This window comes from Paenibacillus xylanexedens (assembly GCF_007680605.1).
Lineage (GTDB): Bacteria > Bacillota > Bacilli > Paenibacillales > Paenibacillaceae > Paenibacillus > Paenibacillus xylanexedens_B.
In genome coordinates, this window is the sequence record NZ_VEIO01000007.1 from 212031 (window position 1) to 229118 (window position 17088).

Consider the following 17088-nt stretch of genomic DNA (forward strand, 5'->3'; position numbering starts at 1 on the left):
AGTTCGTTTGGAAATGAATCATTATGGAGTGGGAGGAAGTGGCTCACTACACCTATAACACTTATGCTGGCTGTGATTAAGGGATCATCATATAGTTAGCAAGATATACCCTATTCCTCTGAAAACAGAAAAAATCCCCACCAACAATGCGGCGGGGATATAGTTATTTGTTTTCAAAGATCAGAATCGTTTTACTCTTGGCGATATATCCAACGGTTGTATGAAGCTGCTCTGAAATAAATCGAATTGGAACATAGGCATTGCCATCCTTCATTAACAGCGGAGCATCATTCATGATGAGTTCATCGTTAACGGTGACCTGCTTGTTGCTTACGCCCCAGCGAATGGTTTGATCCTCTTGTGTAATGACTGCTTCGCGTGTACCGCTGTTCCAGTTCACACGAGCATTTAAATGCTCGGATACAAATCGAAGAGGCACATATGTCCGGCCTTCATTAATAAAAGGAGCTCCATCAAGTTCGTACGCACGGTCGCCCACATATGCTGTGGCAGACCCTTCAATTAAGCGTTGAAAACGGCCCTGCGGCGTACGCTTCTGCTCTCTGACATTCATCTCGTTCAGTAGTTGCATCGTATGACTGCCACTTGTCACATCCAGATAATTGTTATGTACAGTAAGCCCGGCATCAGTTGCCTCTGTCATCATATTTGGTGTGCTTAAGGACATAGAAGTGGAATCAGAGATGTTGTTTACGCTTGGTACATCTGAGTTATCCGGTGTGAAGGATAATTCGGAGATTGGTGTCAGATCCCATATCCGGTTGTCCGATAGCTTCAAGACGTTTAGTTTGGTTAACTTGCGTAGCGGCTCCAGATTATAGATCTGATTGGACTCCGCATTCAGCTCCGTTAAGTTTGTTAATGTTGCGATGTCGCTCAGTTGCTGGATCTGGTTACCCGAGATATCCAGTTTCCGCAGTTCTTTCATGTGGCTCAGGGGTGCCAAGCGAGATATATGGTTACCTGCCACATTCAGCTCACGCAGGGTATCTGGCAACTCTGCGAGAGCATCCAGTGCTTCAATCTGATTGTTAGCCACATTCAGCCGCTTCAGCTCAGTCTGTTCCGTAAGTGGTGTAAGATCTGTAATGAAATTATTTGAGATTTCGAGCCATTTCAGCGAATGTAGCTCTGTTAGAGCATTCAGGCTTGGAATCTGATTGCCGCTGGCATGCAATGTATGTAGTCTGGGGAATTCCCGCACGACGTCAATGGAGGATATTGAGTTGTTACTGATATATAGACGTCCCAGTTGCCGTAATGCCGCGAGAGGCTGAATGGATGTAATGTAATTGTTGCGGACGTCAATCTCGCGAAGCTCCGTCAGGTGTTCCAGTGGTGTGAGATCTGTAATTTCATTACCGTATAGACGCAGATGGGTCAAACTTACGGCATGTTCCAGCCCGGAAAGACTCTGAATGCCGGCATTGCTCAGATCCACCACACGAAGCTGCTTCAGGTCTTTGGATGTCAGGGGTTCACCTACAGGGATGTTCAGAATCAGCTTCAGTCCTTCTTCGAGCGCGGGATCTTTAATTAGGGAATGATCTGAATCATCGAGCACGTATGCCTTCGCTTGCCCCGCCGTACCTATACTTAGAATACATATCAACAATAATAGTGCGATTCTCTTCATTACATGCCTTCCCTCCAAATCATAACATCTCTTATTATTAACCCGTCTTGGGGATATAGGAACAGTGATTTTATAACGTTTATCTATCTATACTTTTATTCTATATGATAAGGCCCATGCCCTGCACTTTTTCAGCATAACTTTGTGCAAATTATAAAAATTTGTATGGTGATCAACATAGTTGCATCACACTGTATTCAATCCCATCTTGGAAAGGGTAAGGATGTACAGAGGCTATATGCGGAGAGGGAGATGTATCGATGAGGAAAGCAATGATCATTAGCAATCCGTCGTCAGGCAAGGAAAAAGCAGAGCAATATGTATCCCAAGTTCGGGCTATTCTGGAATCCAGACAATACGCAGTCGTGGTTAACGAAACAGCCGGGGAAGGGGATGCCACCCATTACGGTCTGCATGCCTGCAAAGAAGGGTATGATCTGGTCATCTCGATCGGTGGAGACGGCACATTGCATGAGACGATCAACGGTATGCTGGATCAGGAACATCGTCCTCTTCTAGGCGTTGTTCCACTGGGAACAGTGAATGATTTTGCAAGGGCGTTACATATCTCCCTTGACCCGGAGGAAGCGATCGAGCAGTTACGTTCGGAACAGACCCGGTCGGTAGATCTCGGCATGGTGAATGGGCGACTGTTTGCCAATGTGTTGGCAGCCGGCTCCTTGGCGGAGGCGTTATTCTCGGTTTCGTCAGAGGAAAAATCAAAGCTGGGATCATTCGCTTATCTGAAAGAAGGCTTGAAGGATCTGGTAAATACACCGGCAAACGTTTTGAAGATCGAATATGACGGGCAATTCTGGGAAGGAGAGACTCCGCTTTTTGTGGCAGCACTTACCAACTCGGTCGGAGGGTTCGAAAAATTGTCACCGGATGCAGCGGTAGACGACGGATTGATCCACTGCTTTGTGATTCAGAACATCGGTGTGTTCAACAGCTTGACCTTAGGCACTTCACTGTTCTTCGGCAATCTGAAGGCCCATAAGGACGTGCACTATTTTACAGCCAAAGAAGTGCGTGTTCGCTCCGACGAAACCATCCGTACGAATGTTGATGGAGAGGAAGGCCCAGCTTTACCGATTGATATCCGTGTATTGCCTGGTTATATGAAGGTGATCGTGCCGGAAAAAGATTAATGATTTCTGCCCAAGGCTGGGCAGTATGACTTAAAACAAATCATTTCTCCATATAAATGTAGGGAAAGTCTATTGAAACCGATTGCAGATGTGTGTCACAATCATAGACGGAAGACAAGCGTGGACGTACATATACGGATATGTATCAGTGTCTCATGCGCATAAACTATTTTTGAATAATGGAGGGGAAACATCTTGAGAACCATTAAACTGGGCAGCAGTGCACTCGATGTGCCTGTAGTTGCTGTAGGTTGTATGCGAATCAATTCTTTGGATAGTAAGGATGCGGAGCATTTTGTACGTTCTGCTATGGAAGTAGGCGCGAATTTCTTCGATCACGCCGATATTTACGGCACAGGGACATGTGAGGAGATTTTTGCCGATGCTGTGCAGATGAATCCCCAAGTTCGTGAGAATTTGATTCTTCAATCCAAATGCGGCATTCGCAAGGGTATGTTTGATTTCTCCAAAGAGCATATCCTGAATTCAGTGGATGGCATTTTGCAACGTCTGAGAACGGAATATCTGGATGTGTTGCTCTTGCACCGCCCGGATGCACTTGTGGAGCCGGAGGAAGTGGCCGAAGCATTCGATCAGTTGGAGCGTGAGGGAAAAGTGCGTCACTTCGGCGTATCCAACCAGAATCCGAACCAGATCGCATTGCTCAAAAAATATGTCAAACAGCCTCTGGTAGCCAACCAGCTACAGATGAGTATTACCAACACGACGATGATCGATAGCGGCATCAACGTGAATATGGAGAATGACGCTGCGGTGAACAGAGATGGCAGCATTCTGGATTACTGCCGTCTGCATGATATCACCATTCAGCCGTGGTCTCCGTTCCAATACGGATTCTTCGAGGGGGTCTTCCTTGGCAATGAGAAATTCCCGGAATTGAATGCCAAGATCGATGAGATCGCTGCGAAGTATAACGTGAGCAACACAACCATTGCAATTGCGTGGCTGCTTCGTCACCCTGCAAAGATGCAGCCCGTGACAGGAACCATGAACATTGAACGTCTGCAAGATTGTGTGAAAGCAAGTGAAGTTCACCTCACTCGTCCAGAGTGGTATGAAATTTATCGCGCTGCAGGGAATGTACTGCCTTAAGTCACATACATTGAATATGGAGTAAAAGTGAAAATACGCCGAATGCGTAATGATATTCTGACAAATGACACGAGCCCGCCTGGCTCGTGTTTTTTTGTGCAGTTGGGTCTTGGAAGAACAGACCATTTCGATATAAAATATAGATACATATTTTCTCGCTCTAAAAGGGTTAAAATGTAATTAATACAAATTAGTTGAAATTATTTTATTGAAAAGCACGTACATATTACATATAATTACTTTTGCATGTACCTGTATGCTCGCTTTTGGTGTTTTTATTTTGGAGGGTGGTGTTCCCTTGGAGCCGACAACAACCACGATACGCGATCATTTAGCAAGCTATCTGAAGCGTGAACAGATGTCGATCAGTTTATTTTCAGAGCTGTCCGGAATTAATTCTGGCACACTCAGCAACATTTTGAATAAAAATCGACCTATCTCCATGCAGCAGCTGGACCGTATTACGGTGGCTATGAAGCTTGCAGCGGGCCATTTCTATGAGTTGTATATTGATGAGTGCTTTGTGCACGCAACGCCGGATTGGCGGAGGTTAGGTCCTTTTCTGCATCGATGTGCTGAACTGGATAAGCTGGACTGTATCGAAGAGGTCGTCCGTCTCATGATGGATAATCTTTCGTATATCCCGATGTTATTTGATGTGGCGGAGGAGTTCTATCATGCTGGTAAATGGAAACCGGCAACTCTCTTATATGAAACAATCGCTGAAAGTGAGAAGATGCAACATTCCGAGCGGCTTGCGCTCTGTCAGTATCGTCTGTTCAAGCTCGGACTGTCGAATGATCAGCAACGGAATGTTATTATTGCGGCTCAATTTGAATATTATGTGGATCGGCTGGATGAACGCTATCAACTGGATGCATTGAATGAACTGATTAATGCGTTTGCCTCGCTTCATCGGTGGAGTAAGGTGCAGGAGTTGTCAGAAAAACTGCGAGTAAAGGCAACCATTCACTATGAATTGAATGGGAGAAAGAAAGCGGAAGAAACGAAAAGACCTATTATATTCTATGTTATGTATGCTTATTTGGCATCGGGAAGTGCTTACTTCCATTTAGACAACTATGAGATGGCCCTCAAATATGTTTCGTTATACACCGATTCCTCCTGGGTCAAAAATCCGGATCATGAAGAAATGGTTGTTATTCAACAATTTCAGGAATGGGCTGAGGGGAATCGTTATATATATCAATTAATGGCTGGACAGTTTGAAATTCTTCCCCAGTATCTGGCCTACATTTCAACAAAAGAGAACGAGATCTTTCCAGCGCTATGTGATATTGTTACTGCGGCGAATCGATACGATATGGATATCGATGATGTATTAGAAGAGTATGCACCGCATTTTACTTATCAGGAGCAACGGAACCGAATTGGAAAAGTCAGCAAGCAGGTTACGGATGATCGTTACGTTCGATTATTGGCTGGATTGGGCAAATATTATCTGAAGAGGGATCACTTTGCACAAGGTTTAAATTTTGTGCTGGATAGCTTAAGATTTGCTATTGAAATTAGTGATGGACGAGGTATGCTTAGAAGTGTCGGACTATTCGAACAATACAGGGATTATGCGTCCGATACTGCTATACAGCAATACAAAATCTTGATTGGTGAGGTGCAAAAAATCAATGAAGAAAAAACTGGCTTTGCTGATAGTTACTTGTAGTATCGCGGTGAACATCCTGCCGACGGTTACCGGGCCATCTCCAGTCAAGGAAGATACCCCTCCTCCAATCTACCGAACGAATGATCACGGTTTAGGGACATAAGCCTGAGCCACAGAACGCTCCTGAATAACTCAGAGGCGTTCTTTTTTGTATGTATAAACGGTCCGGTAACGTATGAAGAGCTTATCTGTCATACCCTCATTAAACTATCGATTGGCATAATAAGCTAAAATATGACAAAAGGAGGGGGTGCTATGGATCGTATGGAATTAAAATCACAGATAGAAGACGCGAGACAACAGCTGCATCAGATACATCTGCAATACGGTAGCCTGCTTCATCCTGAAGTGATTAGACAGTCCATACTCCTTGACGCTCTCCTGAACCAATATAACCGAATCCGTGTGGAGAAGTTAATCAATTAACAAAGGTCTATTTACATTTATGTTCTTGTATACTATAGTTAGTTACATAAGTAACTAACCAACTAACTAAGGGATGAAAAATTGACCCAAAGATAAGACACACGCAGAATCATTATTATGTATGAAAGTTGGAAACAGATGAAATCGACTTTGGATGAATCCCAGCCTATTTTTCATCAGATCGCCATGATGATCATGGATGATATTGTGGAAGGCAGATTGAGGGTGGAGGAGCAGGTTCCCTCGACGAATGAACTGTCACGCTTTTACAATATTAATCCGGCTACGGCGCGAAAGGGGCTACAGGAGTTGGTAGACAAAGGCATCATATACAAACAGCGAGGTGTGGGAATGTTTGTTGCCAAAGGAGCCAGAGAAGCCTTGCTTGTTGAACGAAAGCAACATTTTTACGAGGAATACATCAAACCTCTACTTGAAGAAGCCAGACGTATTCGGATGGACGAGGACATGATTATTGATCTGATTCGCGGTAAGAAGGATAAGGAGAGTGAAATATGATTCATATGGAGCAGGTATGTTACAGCTATCAAAAGAGTAAACCCTCTATTCTGAACAGTGTCACCCTGCATGAGAATGAACCTGTCATTGGTGCAATTTGGGGAAGGAACGGTGCTGGTAAAACGACGCTAATGAGCCTGCTCGCCGGACATAACCGCCCTGACAGTGGCACCATTCAAATTATGGGTCAGAACCCTTACAATAATCTGTCTGCTCAAGGACATCTATGTTACATCCAGGAGAATCATCCGCTTGGTAAAAACTGGACAATAAATGATCTGGTCACCATCGGATCACATTTCCATTCACAATGGGATCAACAACTTGCCAAGCGGCTCATCGATATATTTGAGCTGCCTTCCAAACAGAAAATGAGTAAATTTTCGAAGGGCATGAAGACAGCTGCTCAAATTATTCTGGGGCTGTGCAGTAATGCGAGTGTAACGATTATGGATGAGCCTACGAATGGACTCGATGCCGAGAAACGAAAACTTTTCTATGAAGCATTATTGGAAACGTATGAAGATAACCCTCGTCTGATTCTGATATCAACGCATCATATCGAAGAGGTACAGCCTTTGTGTGAAACGCTGATCGTGGTACATCAAGGAAAAGTGTTATATCATCACCCCATGGAGGAAGTACGTGAGCGCGGGATTCTTCTAACAGGGTTAATTCAAGATGTTAAGCTGGCCTCTGCAGATGCTAATATTATTGATTCTGCTCGCATGGGTACAACCGGCAAAGTGATGATTGATGATGTTTACTCGAAGGAATGGGTAGCGAAGGCTGGGCATCACGGGATTTCCATTGAAAAAGCGACGCTCCAGGATTATCTGGTGAATGTAACGCGGAAGCAGGAGGAGGTGAGAGCATGAATGCAGTAAAAGGAACGAATCGGCTGATTTTAGATGATATGCGTTTATATCTGATCATCTTTACATCCATTGCACTTGGATTGACAGCAGTCTATGTGGCGATTGCTTTTCTGTTTCATGTCAGTTATTCATCGCAGTTATTCGGGCCGATGTATGGAGGGATCTGTACTTTTGCCATTGCGGGTCTAATCACGCTCTACCCGGTGGCCATTGGTATGGGCAGTACACGGATTCAATTCATGAAATCTTTCTATATGATGGGAGCCTGTATGGTTGTGGGCACGATGATCATTCTGCATGCGATCTATGGGGTCGTTCATTTGCTGAATGTCGGGGGATGGCTACAGGTCACGTTGTACCAACCGGGAATGCTCTATTCTTCGAGTTATCTCGTGTTTCCTTATCTGTGGATTGACGTGATGCTGGGGCTCTTGGTACTCGGTCTATCTGTTTTCTTGACGGTTTGCTGGATTCGGCTGGGCCTGCGTAATTTCCTGATTCTGTTGTTTGGCTTTGGTCTGGTGCTGTCACTGATCATTGCATTTGCAGACTTGGGACAGCTGATGCTGTGGATTGCCGGATTAAACAGGATCGTGCTGTTCACCGTACTGGGTTTAATCGGCGGAGCGTTCCTTCTATCCACGTATCCCATGATGAAGCATGCGCCGCTTGGTCGAAAAGGGAGCAAAGACTAACGAAAGTTCAGCCAAAAGCTTACCGGGAGAAAGACTTTTCTTAAGGGATATAAGATTTAGAAAAGGCATTCGACAGGGCAATAAAAAAACACGAGGGAGTGTGTGCTCACCTCGTGTTTATTGTATTTTCTCCCATGGGTTGTACTCTAATCTATGCTTGAGCTTGCGATTTGAAACCTTCCTCTTCAAGATACTCGCCAGCTTCACCGCGTGATTCAAAAGCCATCTCCAGTTCCTGACCAGCATATACACACCACATGTCATTGTCATATTTTAACGTAAGTGTGTGTCCCTCTTCATTGATCCAGATACCACCGCCTGATGACAGGGTGACCGGGGCAGATTCTTTAGGGGATGGTACGTTCTCAGTCACTTCAACTGCGTCTGGATTATGAGACATCGCTTTGAGCGTTGCATCCAGCAATGTACGCAGATCTCCCTCGGAGTAATCACGGACATTGACGAACCCTTTGGCATCCGTCTCGTAGTTCGGCAATAACCCTGCATAGATATAACCGTTACCGTTAGGGTGAATATGGAGTGCTACAATTTTTTTCTCGTAGGCACTGTCCTCGTAGTGGAAATTCACACGACCCAGAGATACATTTTTGCGCTGCAGCTGTGGGTACGACTCGAGAATTTCAAGCTTTTGTTCAACGTTAAGCATATGTGCCTCCTGTTACTGTTAGGTAGTGGGATTATACCACAGGTGAAGGCTGGAAACATCCTATCTTCTGTCCGTGTGGGACGCCGTGGCATGAACACACCTCATTAGTATAATCCTTATGCTCCTGTTAAAATACGTTGCCCAAGTGCTTTCAGGTTCTCCATAACTTGCAGATAAGGATAAGGCCCGTAGCTGATTCGTGCCACCCCTAGTGTTGCCAGTTGTCTGGGTGAAGGTTCGTTGGAGGTTACCATCACGTTGACGGGGATTGGCGAACGGTCACATAGTTCCTGAATCCAATACTGATCCTGTAAACCTGGAATGAATATACCGCTTGCCCCTGCTTCCGCATATGCCTCGGACCGTGCAATTGCTTCGTTAACTAACGCTTCATTATGTTTCTCAGGAACTTGTTGTAGAAATAAATCTGTGCGTGCATTGATAAAAAGGGGAATGCCTGCCTCACGTGCCGCTTCGCGAGCAGCGGATAGTCTCAGACATTGTTCTGCGACGCTGTACAGGCCTTCATCACAGGGCAACTGATCCTCGATATTAATGCCTACCGCACCATGTTCAATAATTTGCAACACGTTTTGCTTCACTTCTGACACGGACCTGCCATACCCTCCCTCTATATCGATGGTGACAGGTAGATCTACGCTCTTTATAATACGTGCGAGATTAGCAAGCACGAGTTGAAACGGCAGAGCTTCACCATCCTGTTCCCCATGAGCGGCGGCAACAGACCAGCTTCCCGTAGCCAGAGCTTTGGCACCCGTAGATTGAATGGTCTGTGCGCTCCCGGCATCCCACACGTTCACCAGTACGAGAGGTTGTCCCTTCACATGATATTGATGAAATTGTTCAGCTTTTTCTTTTTGTGTGCAATGGTTGTTTTTCATCGTGGCTCACTTCCTTTATAGAAATAGATAGGCTGCTACTACTGTGAATTCCTACTGCAATGACATCTGTCTCTCGTGCTGAAGCAACCAATTTTTTCGTGTCAGTCCACCTCCATAACCGCCCAACTCACCACTTGCATTAATCACACGGTGACACGGAATAACAATAGCTAGCTGATTTGCCCCGTTCGCCTGGGCTACGGCCCGGCATGCAGACGGTTTTCCAACGGCGTTTGCAATCTCCTGATAAGACCTCGTTTCCCCAGCCGGAATGGCTAATAACGCTTCCCAGACCTGCTTCTGAAATGGTGTTCCTAAACAGAACAACGGTGTGTCGAACGCTGTCCTTTTGCCGTCGAAATATTCATTTAATTCCCGTTCAATGGATTGAATAGGTGCTGTTGTGCCAGGTACAATCGCGGATTTGGTGCGCTTGCGCAGGCGTTCCACCTCGCGTTCCAGCCCTCTGCGATCAATAAATTCAAGTAAATATAAAGCTTGCTCATCCGCTATAGCCATCATGGGGCCAAGCCTTGTATCGATCCAGGTTGCCTTCAGTACCCGTTCGTCATCTACGTGTGTAGGTGCAGCTCCCATAATCTTTGAAAAGGCATCGCGGAATCCACTGCTGGATTCATATCCGGTGGAGAGTTGGCTATCGATGACGGTGCGCCCTGAACGAATATGTTTCAGCGCTAGTCCCATACGCCGTGCGCGAGCGTATTCAACAAAGGTCATCCCGAATCTTTTTTTGAACTGACGGCGAGCGGTAGATTCATCAATGGATAGTGCCCTGAAATCTTGTCCCTTCCAGCGTTTTTCCGGCTCCTTCTCGACAGCCTCAACCAGCATGCGAACCACATCCGAGACATGATTGGGGTGAGATAGAGGCCGGCATCGCTGGCATGGACGAAATGACGCAAGCAGTGCTTGCTGAGCGGTTTCATAAAATTCGCAATTCTCAAATTTAGGTTTCCGAGCCGGGCAGGTGGGACGACAGAATACCCCTGTTGTTTTGACCCCCACATAAAATAAACCTTCGTATTCTGAATCTTTAGCGATTAGCGCCTGGTAATATTGTTCCTTCAGATCAGCAGAGATCATAAACTGCACACCCTTACTCCAGTAGAATCACAATCTTTCCCTTATTATAGGGCAGAATTATATGTCCCATCGCCGAAAATCAGGCACCCATTCTCGAATTTAAACTTTTGTTCAGTCGGCCCGGGCATTGTTCAGAATTTGTTTAGAATGAAGTGATAACATAGACCTATGTGTTCGATTAAAAGCTAGTAATATGTGCCTATTTGTCTTTAGATAGAGATGGAAATTATGTTGTTAAATGAAGTTATATAGGCAAGCAAGTTGAAGATTGACGAAAAAAGGAAGATAACAATCGGGGGTCAGATGGAAATGAAATATTCCACGTACAAAAGCATTCATGAACCTGAGCAGGTTCTAAGAACCAAGCCGGAATTTTCATATGGAAAACACGCTTCAAGGCTCTTTTTACGAGATCAGATTACACGCCCGGCGATGATTAAGCTACTCATCACGATGAGCGTATTTATCGCTGGTTGCAGTGTAGTATTCAAGGCATCGGCGGGAGATCAGCCAGTGTTGCTGAATGAACAGGTTGTTGTATCTTCCGGCGATACGCTGTGGAGTATATCTCTTGCGAACAAACCGGATCAGATGGATACCCGGATTTATGTCGAAGCGCTCAAAGATACAAACCAATTGTCACACGGAAACATTCAGACAGGACAAGTGCTGGAGTTGCCGCAATTTCAACATTAATGATAAGAGATGATACACGTCTGATTCCCATCGCTTTGCATGAAAACTCATACACGCATCACTGCAAAAGAACAGGTGCAGTCTGGAATTTTAAATCATTTACATATTATGGAGCTTCATGAGGGACGATATGGTGTAGTGATGAATAAGGTTCTAATCTGTGTGTGAGAAGGATGCAAGAAGAACGAAGGGAGAAGATGGAGTATGAAACAGGTGATCAAGAAATCTGCACTGTATACTGCTGTGTTATGTATGGTCATTGTTATTAGCGCCTGTGGCGCCAAAAATAATAAAGAGTCTGTACAGGAGCACGCATACCCGCAGTCCAAGCAACCCATCGAGGACGCTGGACAGGGATCGGTACCTAATGCGGAGGCCAAAAACAAGAACGATCAGAGTAGCGCAAAAGATGAAGAGGACAAGATGCAGACGCAGTCTAACGTTGCGGCAACTTCTGAGGAGATCAACATTGTCATTGATCAATCGGATAAACCGAGTGAAGGCAACAGCTTTGATTTTGCGATCAAACAAGTGCCCAAAGGTTACAGCCTAACGGAAATGCGCTGGACATCCAACACGGTAACGATTGTGAATACGATGCAGGAAGCGATCGAGCACGGCGGGAACGGAGAAGACGGCTTTTATTTTAGCGGTAATGGACAGTTCTCAGGCTTTATCTATTCGGACGAGATGAAGGGTGAACGCGGGAAAGCCATATTTGTTTTTACCAACGATAAGGGTAACATCCTGATGTCCGAGAAGGAGATTAGGTTGAAGTAGACACAGAGAGCTCAGGAAACGGAGAAACATAATCACTGTACGGATAGAGATAAAAATAAAACGGGAAAAGCAGCCTTCGGGCTGCTTTTTTTGATATGCATTATCGTTTTTTTAGAATTTGTTTTATATGATTAGTAAACGGTCGTTTCTACATGAATTCAAAGAAATAACGAACGACGTGGAACATGACCGGCGAGGTGTAGGTAAGACTGTCTACCCGGCTGAGATAGCTTTTTTTGAGCGCATCCGACTTGTTATCATCCCCGATGAGCAGATCCCGTTTCAGCACAGATACGGTGAGGCTGCCGAAGAATCCGGCGAGGCCGATCAGCGCCCCGATGAACAACGAAAATGGCCAGTCGAATGGCGTGAGGTAGGGATGAATGAAATAGGAGGCTGCCGTCGTGACAAGGAATGCACACACAAATCCTTCCCATGTAATAAAAGGATTCGCTGTAGGCACCACTTTTCGTTTGCCCAGATAAAGAGATACGAGATAGTGCACCACATCATTGAGCTGTGTTAGCACAACGAGGAACAACACCAGTTTCGATCCGTACTCGGGTGAGGCAAATGGAAAATAAGCAAGATGACTTAATCCAAACACCATGAGCATGAGTCCCCACTGGGTGGAGCTGACACTACGCAGGAATCCGATCGTTCCCTTGTTAATCAGACGTGGCATGGGCAAGACGAGAAATACATAGAGCGGAATAAAGATGATAAACATGCCATACCATCCAATGTATATCCAGTAAAATTGCACCGGGATCGCGAGGTATGCCCATAGAAAAAGGCGGCGGTCGGCTTTCCGGGTGTTACGGATCATGGAAAAGTATTCTTTGAGCGAGAAAAAGGCAAGCACCATGAGTGAGATCAGCGAGACGATGGGATTGAACAGGGTTGCAAGGCAAAAGATGACCAGCATGCCCCACCAGGTTTTAATTTTTGTTCCAATGCCCGAATAATCCTTGTCCGGCTGCAGCTTGGCAATTACTTTGTAGACGATATGTATAACTAGTAAGGCTGCAAAAATCAGGGTTAATGTGAATAGAGAGCTACTCATATAAGATCACCTGCTTATTCAATGTGAGATTCCATTATAGGGTACCTATGTTATTATGAAGGAATAGTGCCAACTTGATAAGGGGAAATATGAGGATGACCGAGGAACGTTCGATTTATATTTTGCTGACGAATACAGGTACGTTGTTTACAAGAGTCATTCAGACCTACACCAGAGCGCCGTATAACCACGCCTCCATCTCGTTTGACCGGGAATTAACGGAATTGTACAGCTTTGGACGCAAACATCCCAGCAATCCGCTGAATGGCGGGTTTGTGAAGGAAGATATCCAGACGGGTACATACAGTAAGTATCCCAATACGACATGTGTCATCTATGAGCTTCGGGTCTCGGAGCGGGAAGTGGAAAAAATGAAGCGTGTGCTGCACATTTTCATTCGCAGCCGCCAGAAATATATGTACAACCTGCTGGGCGTTCTTGGTATTACACTCAAGGAGCCGGTGGAGTTCAGCAACTCTTATTTCTGCTCCCAGTTTGTAGCCGAAATTTTGCAACGCTCAGGCATCAAGCTATGGAACAAGTTGCCTGCGCTCGTAACTCCGGATGATTTTCGCCAGTGCGAGCAGTTGAAGCTGGTGTATGAGGGTAGATTACGGGAGTATCAGGTGAAGCCGGATAGTTAACAATGAATTTCGCTTAAAATTTTTTTAAAATGATGAATTTTGACGAAAAATATGAAGAAATCCACTCTATTTTCAACTATGGAGTGGATTTTTTTCCGTTTATTATCATTTCTTGTTTAGAATCTGTTTATTGCTGTGTTCTAAAATAGGTCTTACGTCTCAGGATGTCTGCAATTTCAATTGAAAATGGGATGAGGAGGAGTAGGGAAATGTATTTTAAAAGGTTGGTAAGTTGTCTATTAGCTACAGTTTTATTGCTACAGGTTGTTAGTGCGGGAGGAGTTGCCAGTGCTGATCCATTGACAGGATATGAAAAACTGAATCAGGTTCGAAATCAGAATGAAGACATTGATGATGCAATCAATAAAGTCCAAGATATGCTTCAGGACGGCAGTTTAATAGATATTACTGATCAAACTACACTGTATGATCCGCTCGATGCAGAACAGAAAAAAGAACTTGCTCGCGGTATGATTTTACTTTTGCCAAGCGGGCAAGAGTATAGCAATCAACGCCAAATTGATTATGTTTTTATGTTAATGCATAACTTGGTCAAGTTACCTAAAACATTAGATCCAACAACTGTACAGAATCTCCTGAATGAGACATATGCTTTGTACAGTATTGCGGATGTTACTATTCCGGTGTATCAAGCAAGTTCCATGGTTGCAGCAAGTGCAAAGTACAGTACATTAAGCAATGTAGATAGGCTTATATTCACTAATCTCATCATGTTCGAGCCAGTTTTAGGAGAATATAAAAATCCAATTAACTACAATGGTCAACTTCAAGCTTTGATCAAAACGCTAAATGATTACCATTCTATCAACGCTGCAGACAATGTTACGGATATGGATGTGGCCCTTGAAGGGATGTTTGGTGATCACTTAATGAGCTCCAGCTTTGCCAGTGCAAATCCCAGTCTTAATTTTCATATTTACCCGGTTGATATGAGTAAGATGTTCTCTATGGTTATGGAAAGCGATGTATCCCAAAGAGAGTTACTTGCTCAATGGATGCTGGATCACAAGCAGGATGGCTATGAAACCGTGTCTGATGTGCAAAAAGCATTCGATGCGTTCTTTGAACCAGGGTTGAGAAAGTACAACGAATTAATAAAAGCAGCAAAAGGCAACGCAAGCAACTTTTTAGCTGATGCTGTTGAACAATTGAGTGATGAAAGTTTCATAGATGCGCCTGGTTTCAAGCAACTATCCTTAGATGATCAGAAGGATATCGCAGTATATATGCTTAATTTAGATCCACCAACCAGTGAAGGGTACGAGAATAAAGCGCAAGTTGAATACCTCGTGCAACTAGCTTTAAAAGCGGTTGAATTCATTCATGACATTGGTGGACCGGATGAAATGAGTTCACTTGATGAACTATATGCGAAGCAGATGCAACAAGTGAACTATTTGGATTCCCCTGCCCCTAATAGTATGTTTTATCAGTTTGTTGGTAAGTATTCTCAATTCTCAGGCATTGAAAAACGTATCACAGCGACTATGACTGAGCTACAACTTAAAAAGGGTCCGTCGTCTGTGTTCAGGTTATTAAATTATCTCGATGATGCAGCAAGGTTCACTCCCGTAATTAACAAGGCGCTGACCACTAATGAAATGCTGGTTTCTCTGTACGAATTGCAACATATTCAGTCTGAAATTACGGAATACAACAATAACAAACCAGGAGATCCTGTAAATAGCTTTCTGCTAGATATGAGCAAAATGAATGGAATAAAGACAGATGCACAAAAGTTAAATGCACTGGCAGATCATATGATTGCGGAGCGGCCAGCTGGCGGGTACGAATCCTTTGTTCAAATCCAGACCGCTTTTGACAAATTTTTCTCCAGCGATAATAACACGGATGTATTGTCTGTCTTGAACGCTGCGAGGAAAAATGGAAATAAAACAGCCATGCGTGATGCTATGGAAGATCCGGCTTTAGGAATTAAATTTCCTGACGGCTACGAAAATTTAAACCCACAGGTTAGAGATTTCATTGCAGGATTCTTGATCCAATACGTCAGTGAAGATTACGAGAATAAAAATCAGGTTCAGCTTATGATTGAACTTGGCATGTTGGCACAATCTGTTTGGGAACAAACGGAGCTTACTGCTTTGAGCAATAAACTGGATCTACTCGCACAAAAATTGGTAGATATATCAGAGTACTTTAACGACCAAGAAGCAGAAGAGTATGGAAGCATTGGTCAAAACTATTTGAAACTCTCCAATAAAGTAGACAAAAATGTTTTTGCTTATAAATATCTGTATTCGATGGCCTATGAAAAGTTGGAAGGACTCTACCAAGGAGATATTGTTGAACCAATGGTAGTGTTAGGGCTTTTGACTGCCCCGTATCAATCTATTGAAAAGGCCACCAAAATTGATCCAATGAGTCAGTGGCTCGAAAGTGCTATGAAAGATCAAATGGAGGGTGAGGCTTTCTTCAAGAAATATGCTTTTGATCGTACGGGTGCCCTCGACCTGTCCAAAAGAGCAGAGCTTAGCGTGGAAGATCAAAAGGAATTGGCACAATGGGTACTTGATGAACAAGACAGCTATAAGGAAATTGGGAATCTGCAATACGTCATTAATCGTTTCTTCACAGCTCCTAATGTGCAGGGCGACGACATCAACAACAAAATAACAGGTCTGAATGACACGATGGAAATTTCTTTTGATGGAAAACTGAACTGGATTGATCTGGCTTCCATTGAGAAGTTGGATTTTAGCGGTAACAAAACAGTCTGGGTGCGTCATAAGGCCGTTAGTGATGCATTGCCAGGACGCGCTGTGAAGATCGTCTTTACAGCCAATGGTGACAGCGGTAATGGGAATGGTTCCACACCTAACCCGGGCAACAACACAGGTGGTAACGGTGGCGGTGGATCATCTGCACCAGTAACGTCTACCCCTGCACCAACGGCCAAGCAAGAACAGCTCGTGGTAGATGTGAACGGTGTTAACGGTACGAACCTGACCAAGACGCCAATCACACGTACAACGGAAACCAATGGCACGGTTAAAGATTTGGTCAAAATGACAGATGCCATTGCCAAGGAATCGGTTGAAAAAGCAAAACAATTGGGTAGCAA

16 protein-coding genes are annotated in these 17088 nt (G+C 44.4%); 11 read left to right on the forward strand and 5 right to left on the reverse strand.

Annotated elements, in window-relative coordinates; all coding sequences use genetic code 11:
* Positions 1-163: 163 nt before the first annotated feature.
* A complete protein-coding gene (locus FS818_RS23505; RefSeq protein ID WP_145335225.1) occupies positions 164-1657 on the reverse strand; it encodes a leucine-rich repeat domain-containing protein in 1494 nt (497 codons plus the stop codon).
* Positions 1658-1917: 260 nt separating this feature from the next.
* On the opposite strand from FS818_RS23505, the gene FS818_RS23510 reads away from it, so the two are divergent.
* The 7 genes from FS818_RS23510 (at position 1918) to FS818_RS23540 (ending at position 8123) form a co-directional block, all read left to right on the forward strand.
* Positions 1918-2808 (forward strand): diacylglycerol/lipid kinase family protein, encoded by an 891-nt coding sequence (locus FS818_RS23510; RefSeq protein WP_145335226.1) that lies wholly within the window; start codon positions 1918-1920, stop codon positions 2806-2808.
* Positions 2809-3003: 195 nt separating this feature from the next.
* Entirely contained in the window at positions 3004-3921 is a 918-nt protein-coding gene (locus tag FS818_RS23515) for an aldo/keto reductase (RefSeq protein WP_145335228.1), read from the forward strand.
* A gap of 298 nt (positions 3922-4219) precedes the next feature.
* Entirely contained in the window at positions 4220-5605 is a 1386-nt protein-coding gene (locus FS818_RS23520; RefSeq protein WP_313960300.1) for a helix-turn-helix domain-containing protein, read from the forward strand.
* Positions 5606-5860: 255 nt separating this feature from the next.
* On the forward strand, positions 5861-6031 hold the full coding sequence (locus tag FS818_RS23525; protein WP_145335232.1) for an aspartyl-phosphate phosphatase Spo0E family protein: 171 nt from the start codon (positions 5861-5863) through the stop codon (positions 6029-6031).
* Between the two features lie 138 nt (positions 6032-6169).
* Positions 6170-6550, forward strand: a complete 381-nt coding sequence (locus FS818_RS23530; RefSeq protein WP_145335268.1) for a GntR family transcriptional regulator — start codon at positions 6170-6172, stop codon at positions 6548-6550.
* Entirely contained in the window at positions 6547-7428 is an 882-nt protein-coding gene (locus FS818_RS23535; protein ID WP_145335234.1) for an ATP-binding cassette domain-containing protein, read from the forward strand. Before FS818_RS23530 ends, FS818_RS23535 begins: the two co-directional genes overlap by 4 nt.
* The gene (locus tag FS818_RS23540) at positions 7425-8123 is read left to right on the forward strand and encodes a hypothetical protein (RefSeq protein WP_145335236.1); all 699 of its coding nucleotides are present in this window, start codon (positions 7425-7427) and stop codon (positions 8121-8123) included. Before FS818_RS23535 ends, FS818_RS23540 begins: the two co-directional genes overlap by 4 nt.
* A gap of 151 nt (positions 8124-8274) precedes the next feature.
* Here the strand turns inward: FS818_RS23540 and FS818_RS23545 are convergent, their stop codons facing one another.
* The 3 genes from FS818_RS23545 to FS818_RS23555 form a co-directional block, all read right to left on the reverse strand.
* Positions 8275-8790 carry a hypothetical protein gene (locus FS818_RS23545; protein ID WP_145335238.1) on the reverse strand — a complete coding sequence of 172 codons (516 nt, stop codon included), beginning with the start codon at positions 8788-8790 and terminating at the stop codon, positions 8275-8277.
* Between the two features lie 116 nt (positions 8791-8906).
* Positions 8907-9692: an isocitrate lyase/PEP mutase family protein gene (locus FS818_RS23550; RefSeq protein WP_145335239.1), complete on the reverse strand. Its 786-nt coding sequence runs from the start codon at positions 9690-9692 to the stop codon at positions 8907-8909.
* A gap of 51 nt (positions 9693-9743) precedes the next feature.
* Positions 9744-10796 carry a bifunctional transcriptional activator/DNA repair enzyme AdaA gene (locus tag FS818_RS23555; protein ID WP_145335270.1) on the reverse strand — a complete coding sequence of 351 codons (1053 nt, stop codon included), beginning with the start codon at positions 10794-10796 and terminating at the stop codon, positions 9744-9746.
* Positions 10797-11105: 309 nt separating this feature from the next.
* Between FS818_RS23555 and FS818_RS23560 the strand changes: the two genes are divergently transcribed.
* Entirely contained in the window at positions 11106-11492 is a 387-nt protein-coding gene (locus FS818_RS23560) for a LysM peptidoglycan-binding domain-containing protein (protein ID WP_260984797.1), read from the forward strand.
* 204 nt (positions 11493-11696) lie between these two features.
* Positions 11697-12272 carry a hypothetical protein gene (locus FS818_RS23565; RefSeq protein ID WP_145335243.1) on the forward strand — a complete coding sequence of 192 codons (576 nt, stop codon included), beginning with the start codon at positions 11697-11699 and terminating at the stop codon, positions 12270-12272.
* Between the two features lie 148 nt (positions 12273-12420).
* On the opposite strand, the gene FS818_RS23570 is transcribed toward FS818_RS23565, so the two are convergent.
* Entirely contained in the window at positions 12421-13338 is a 918-nt protein-coding gene (locus FS818_RS23570) for a phosphatidate cytidylyltransferase (protein WP_145335245.1), read from the reverse strand.
* 95 nt (positions 13339-13433) lie between these two features.
* Between FS818_RS23570 and FS818_RS23575 the strand changes: the two genes are divergently transcribed.
* Both FS818_RS23575 and FS818_RS23580 read left to right on the forward strand, forming a co-directional pair.
* Positions 13434-13982, forward strand: a complete 549-nt coding sequence (locus FS818_RS23575; RefSeq protein WP_145335247.1) for a hypothetical protein — start codon at positions 13434-13436, stop codon at positions 13980-13982.
* A gap of 209 nt (positions 13983-14191) precedes the next feature.
* Positions 14192-17088 (forward strand): DUF4073 domain-containing protein (locus FS818_RS23580; RefSeq protein ID WP_186375576.1); only part of this gene is annotated, 2897 nt, incomplete at its 3' end.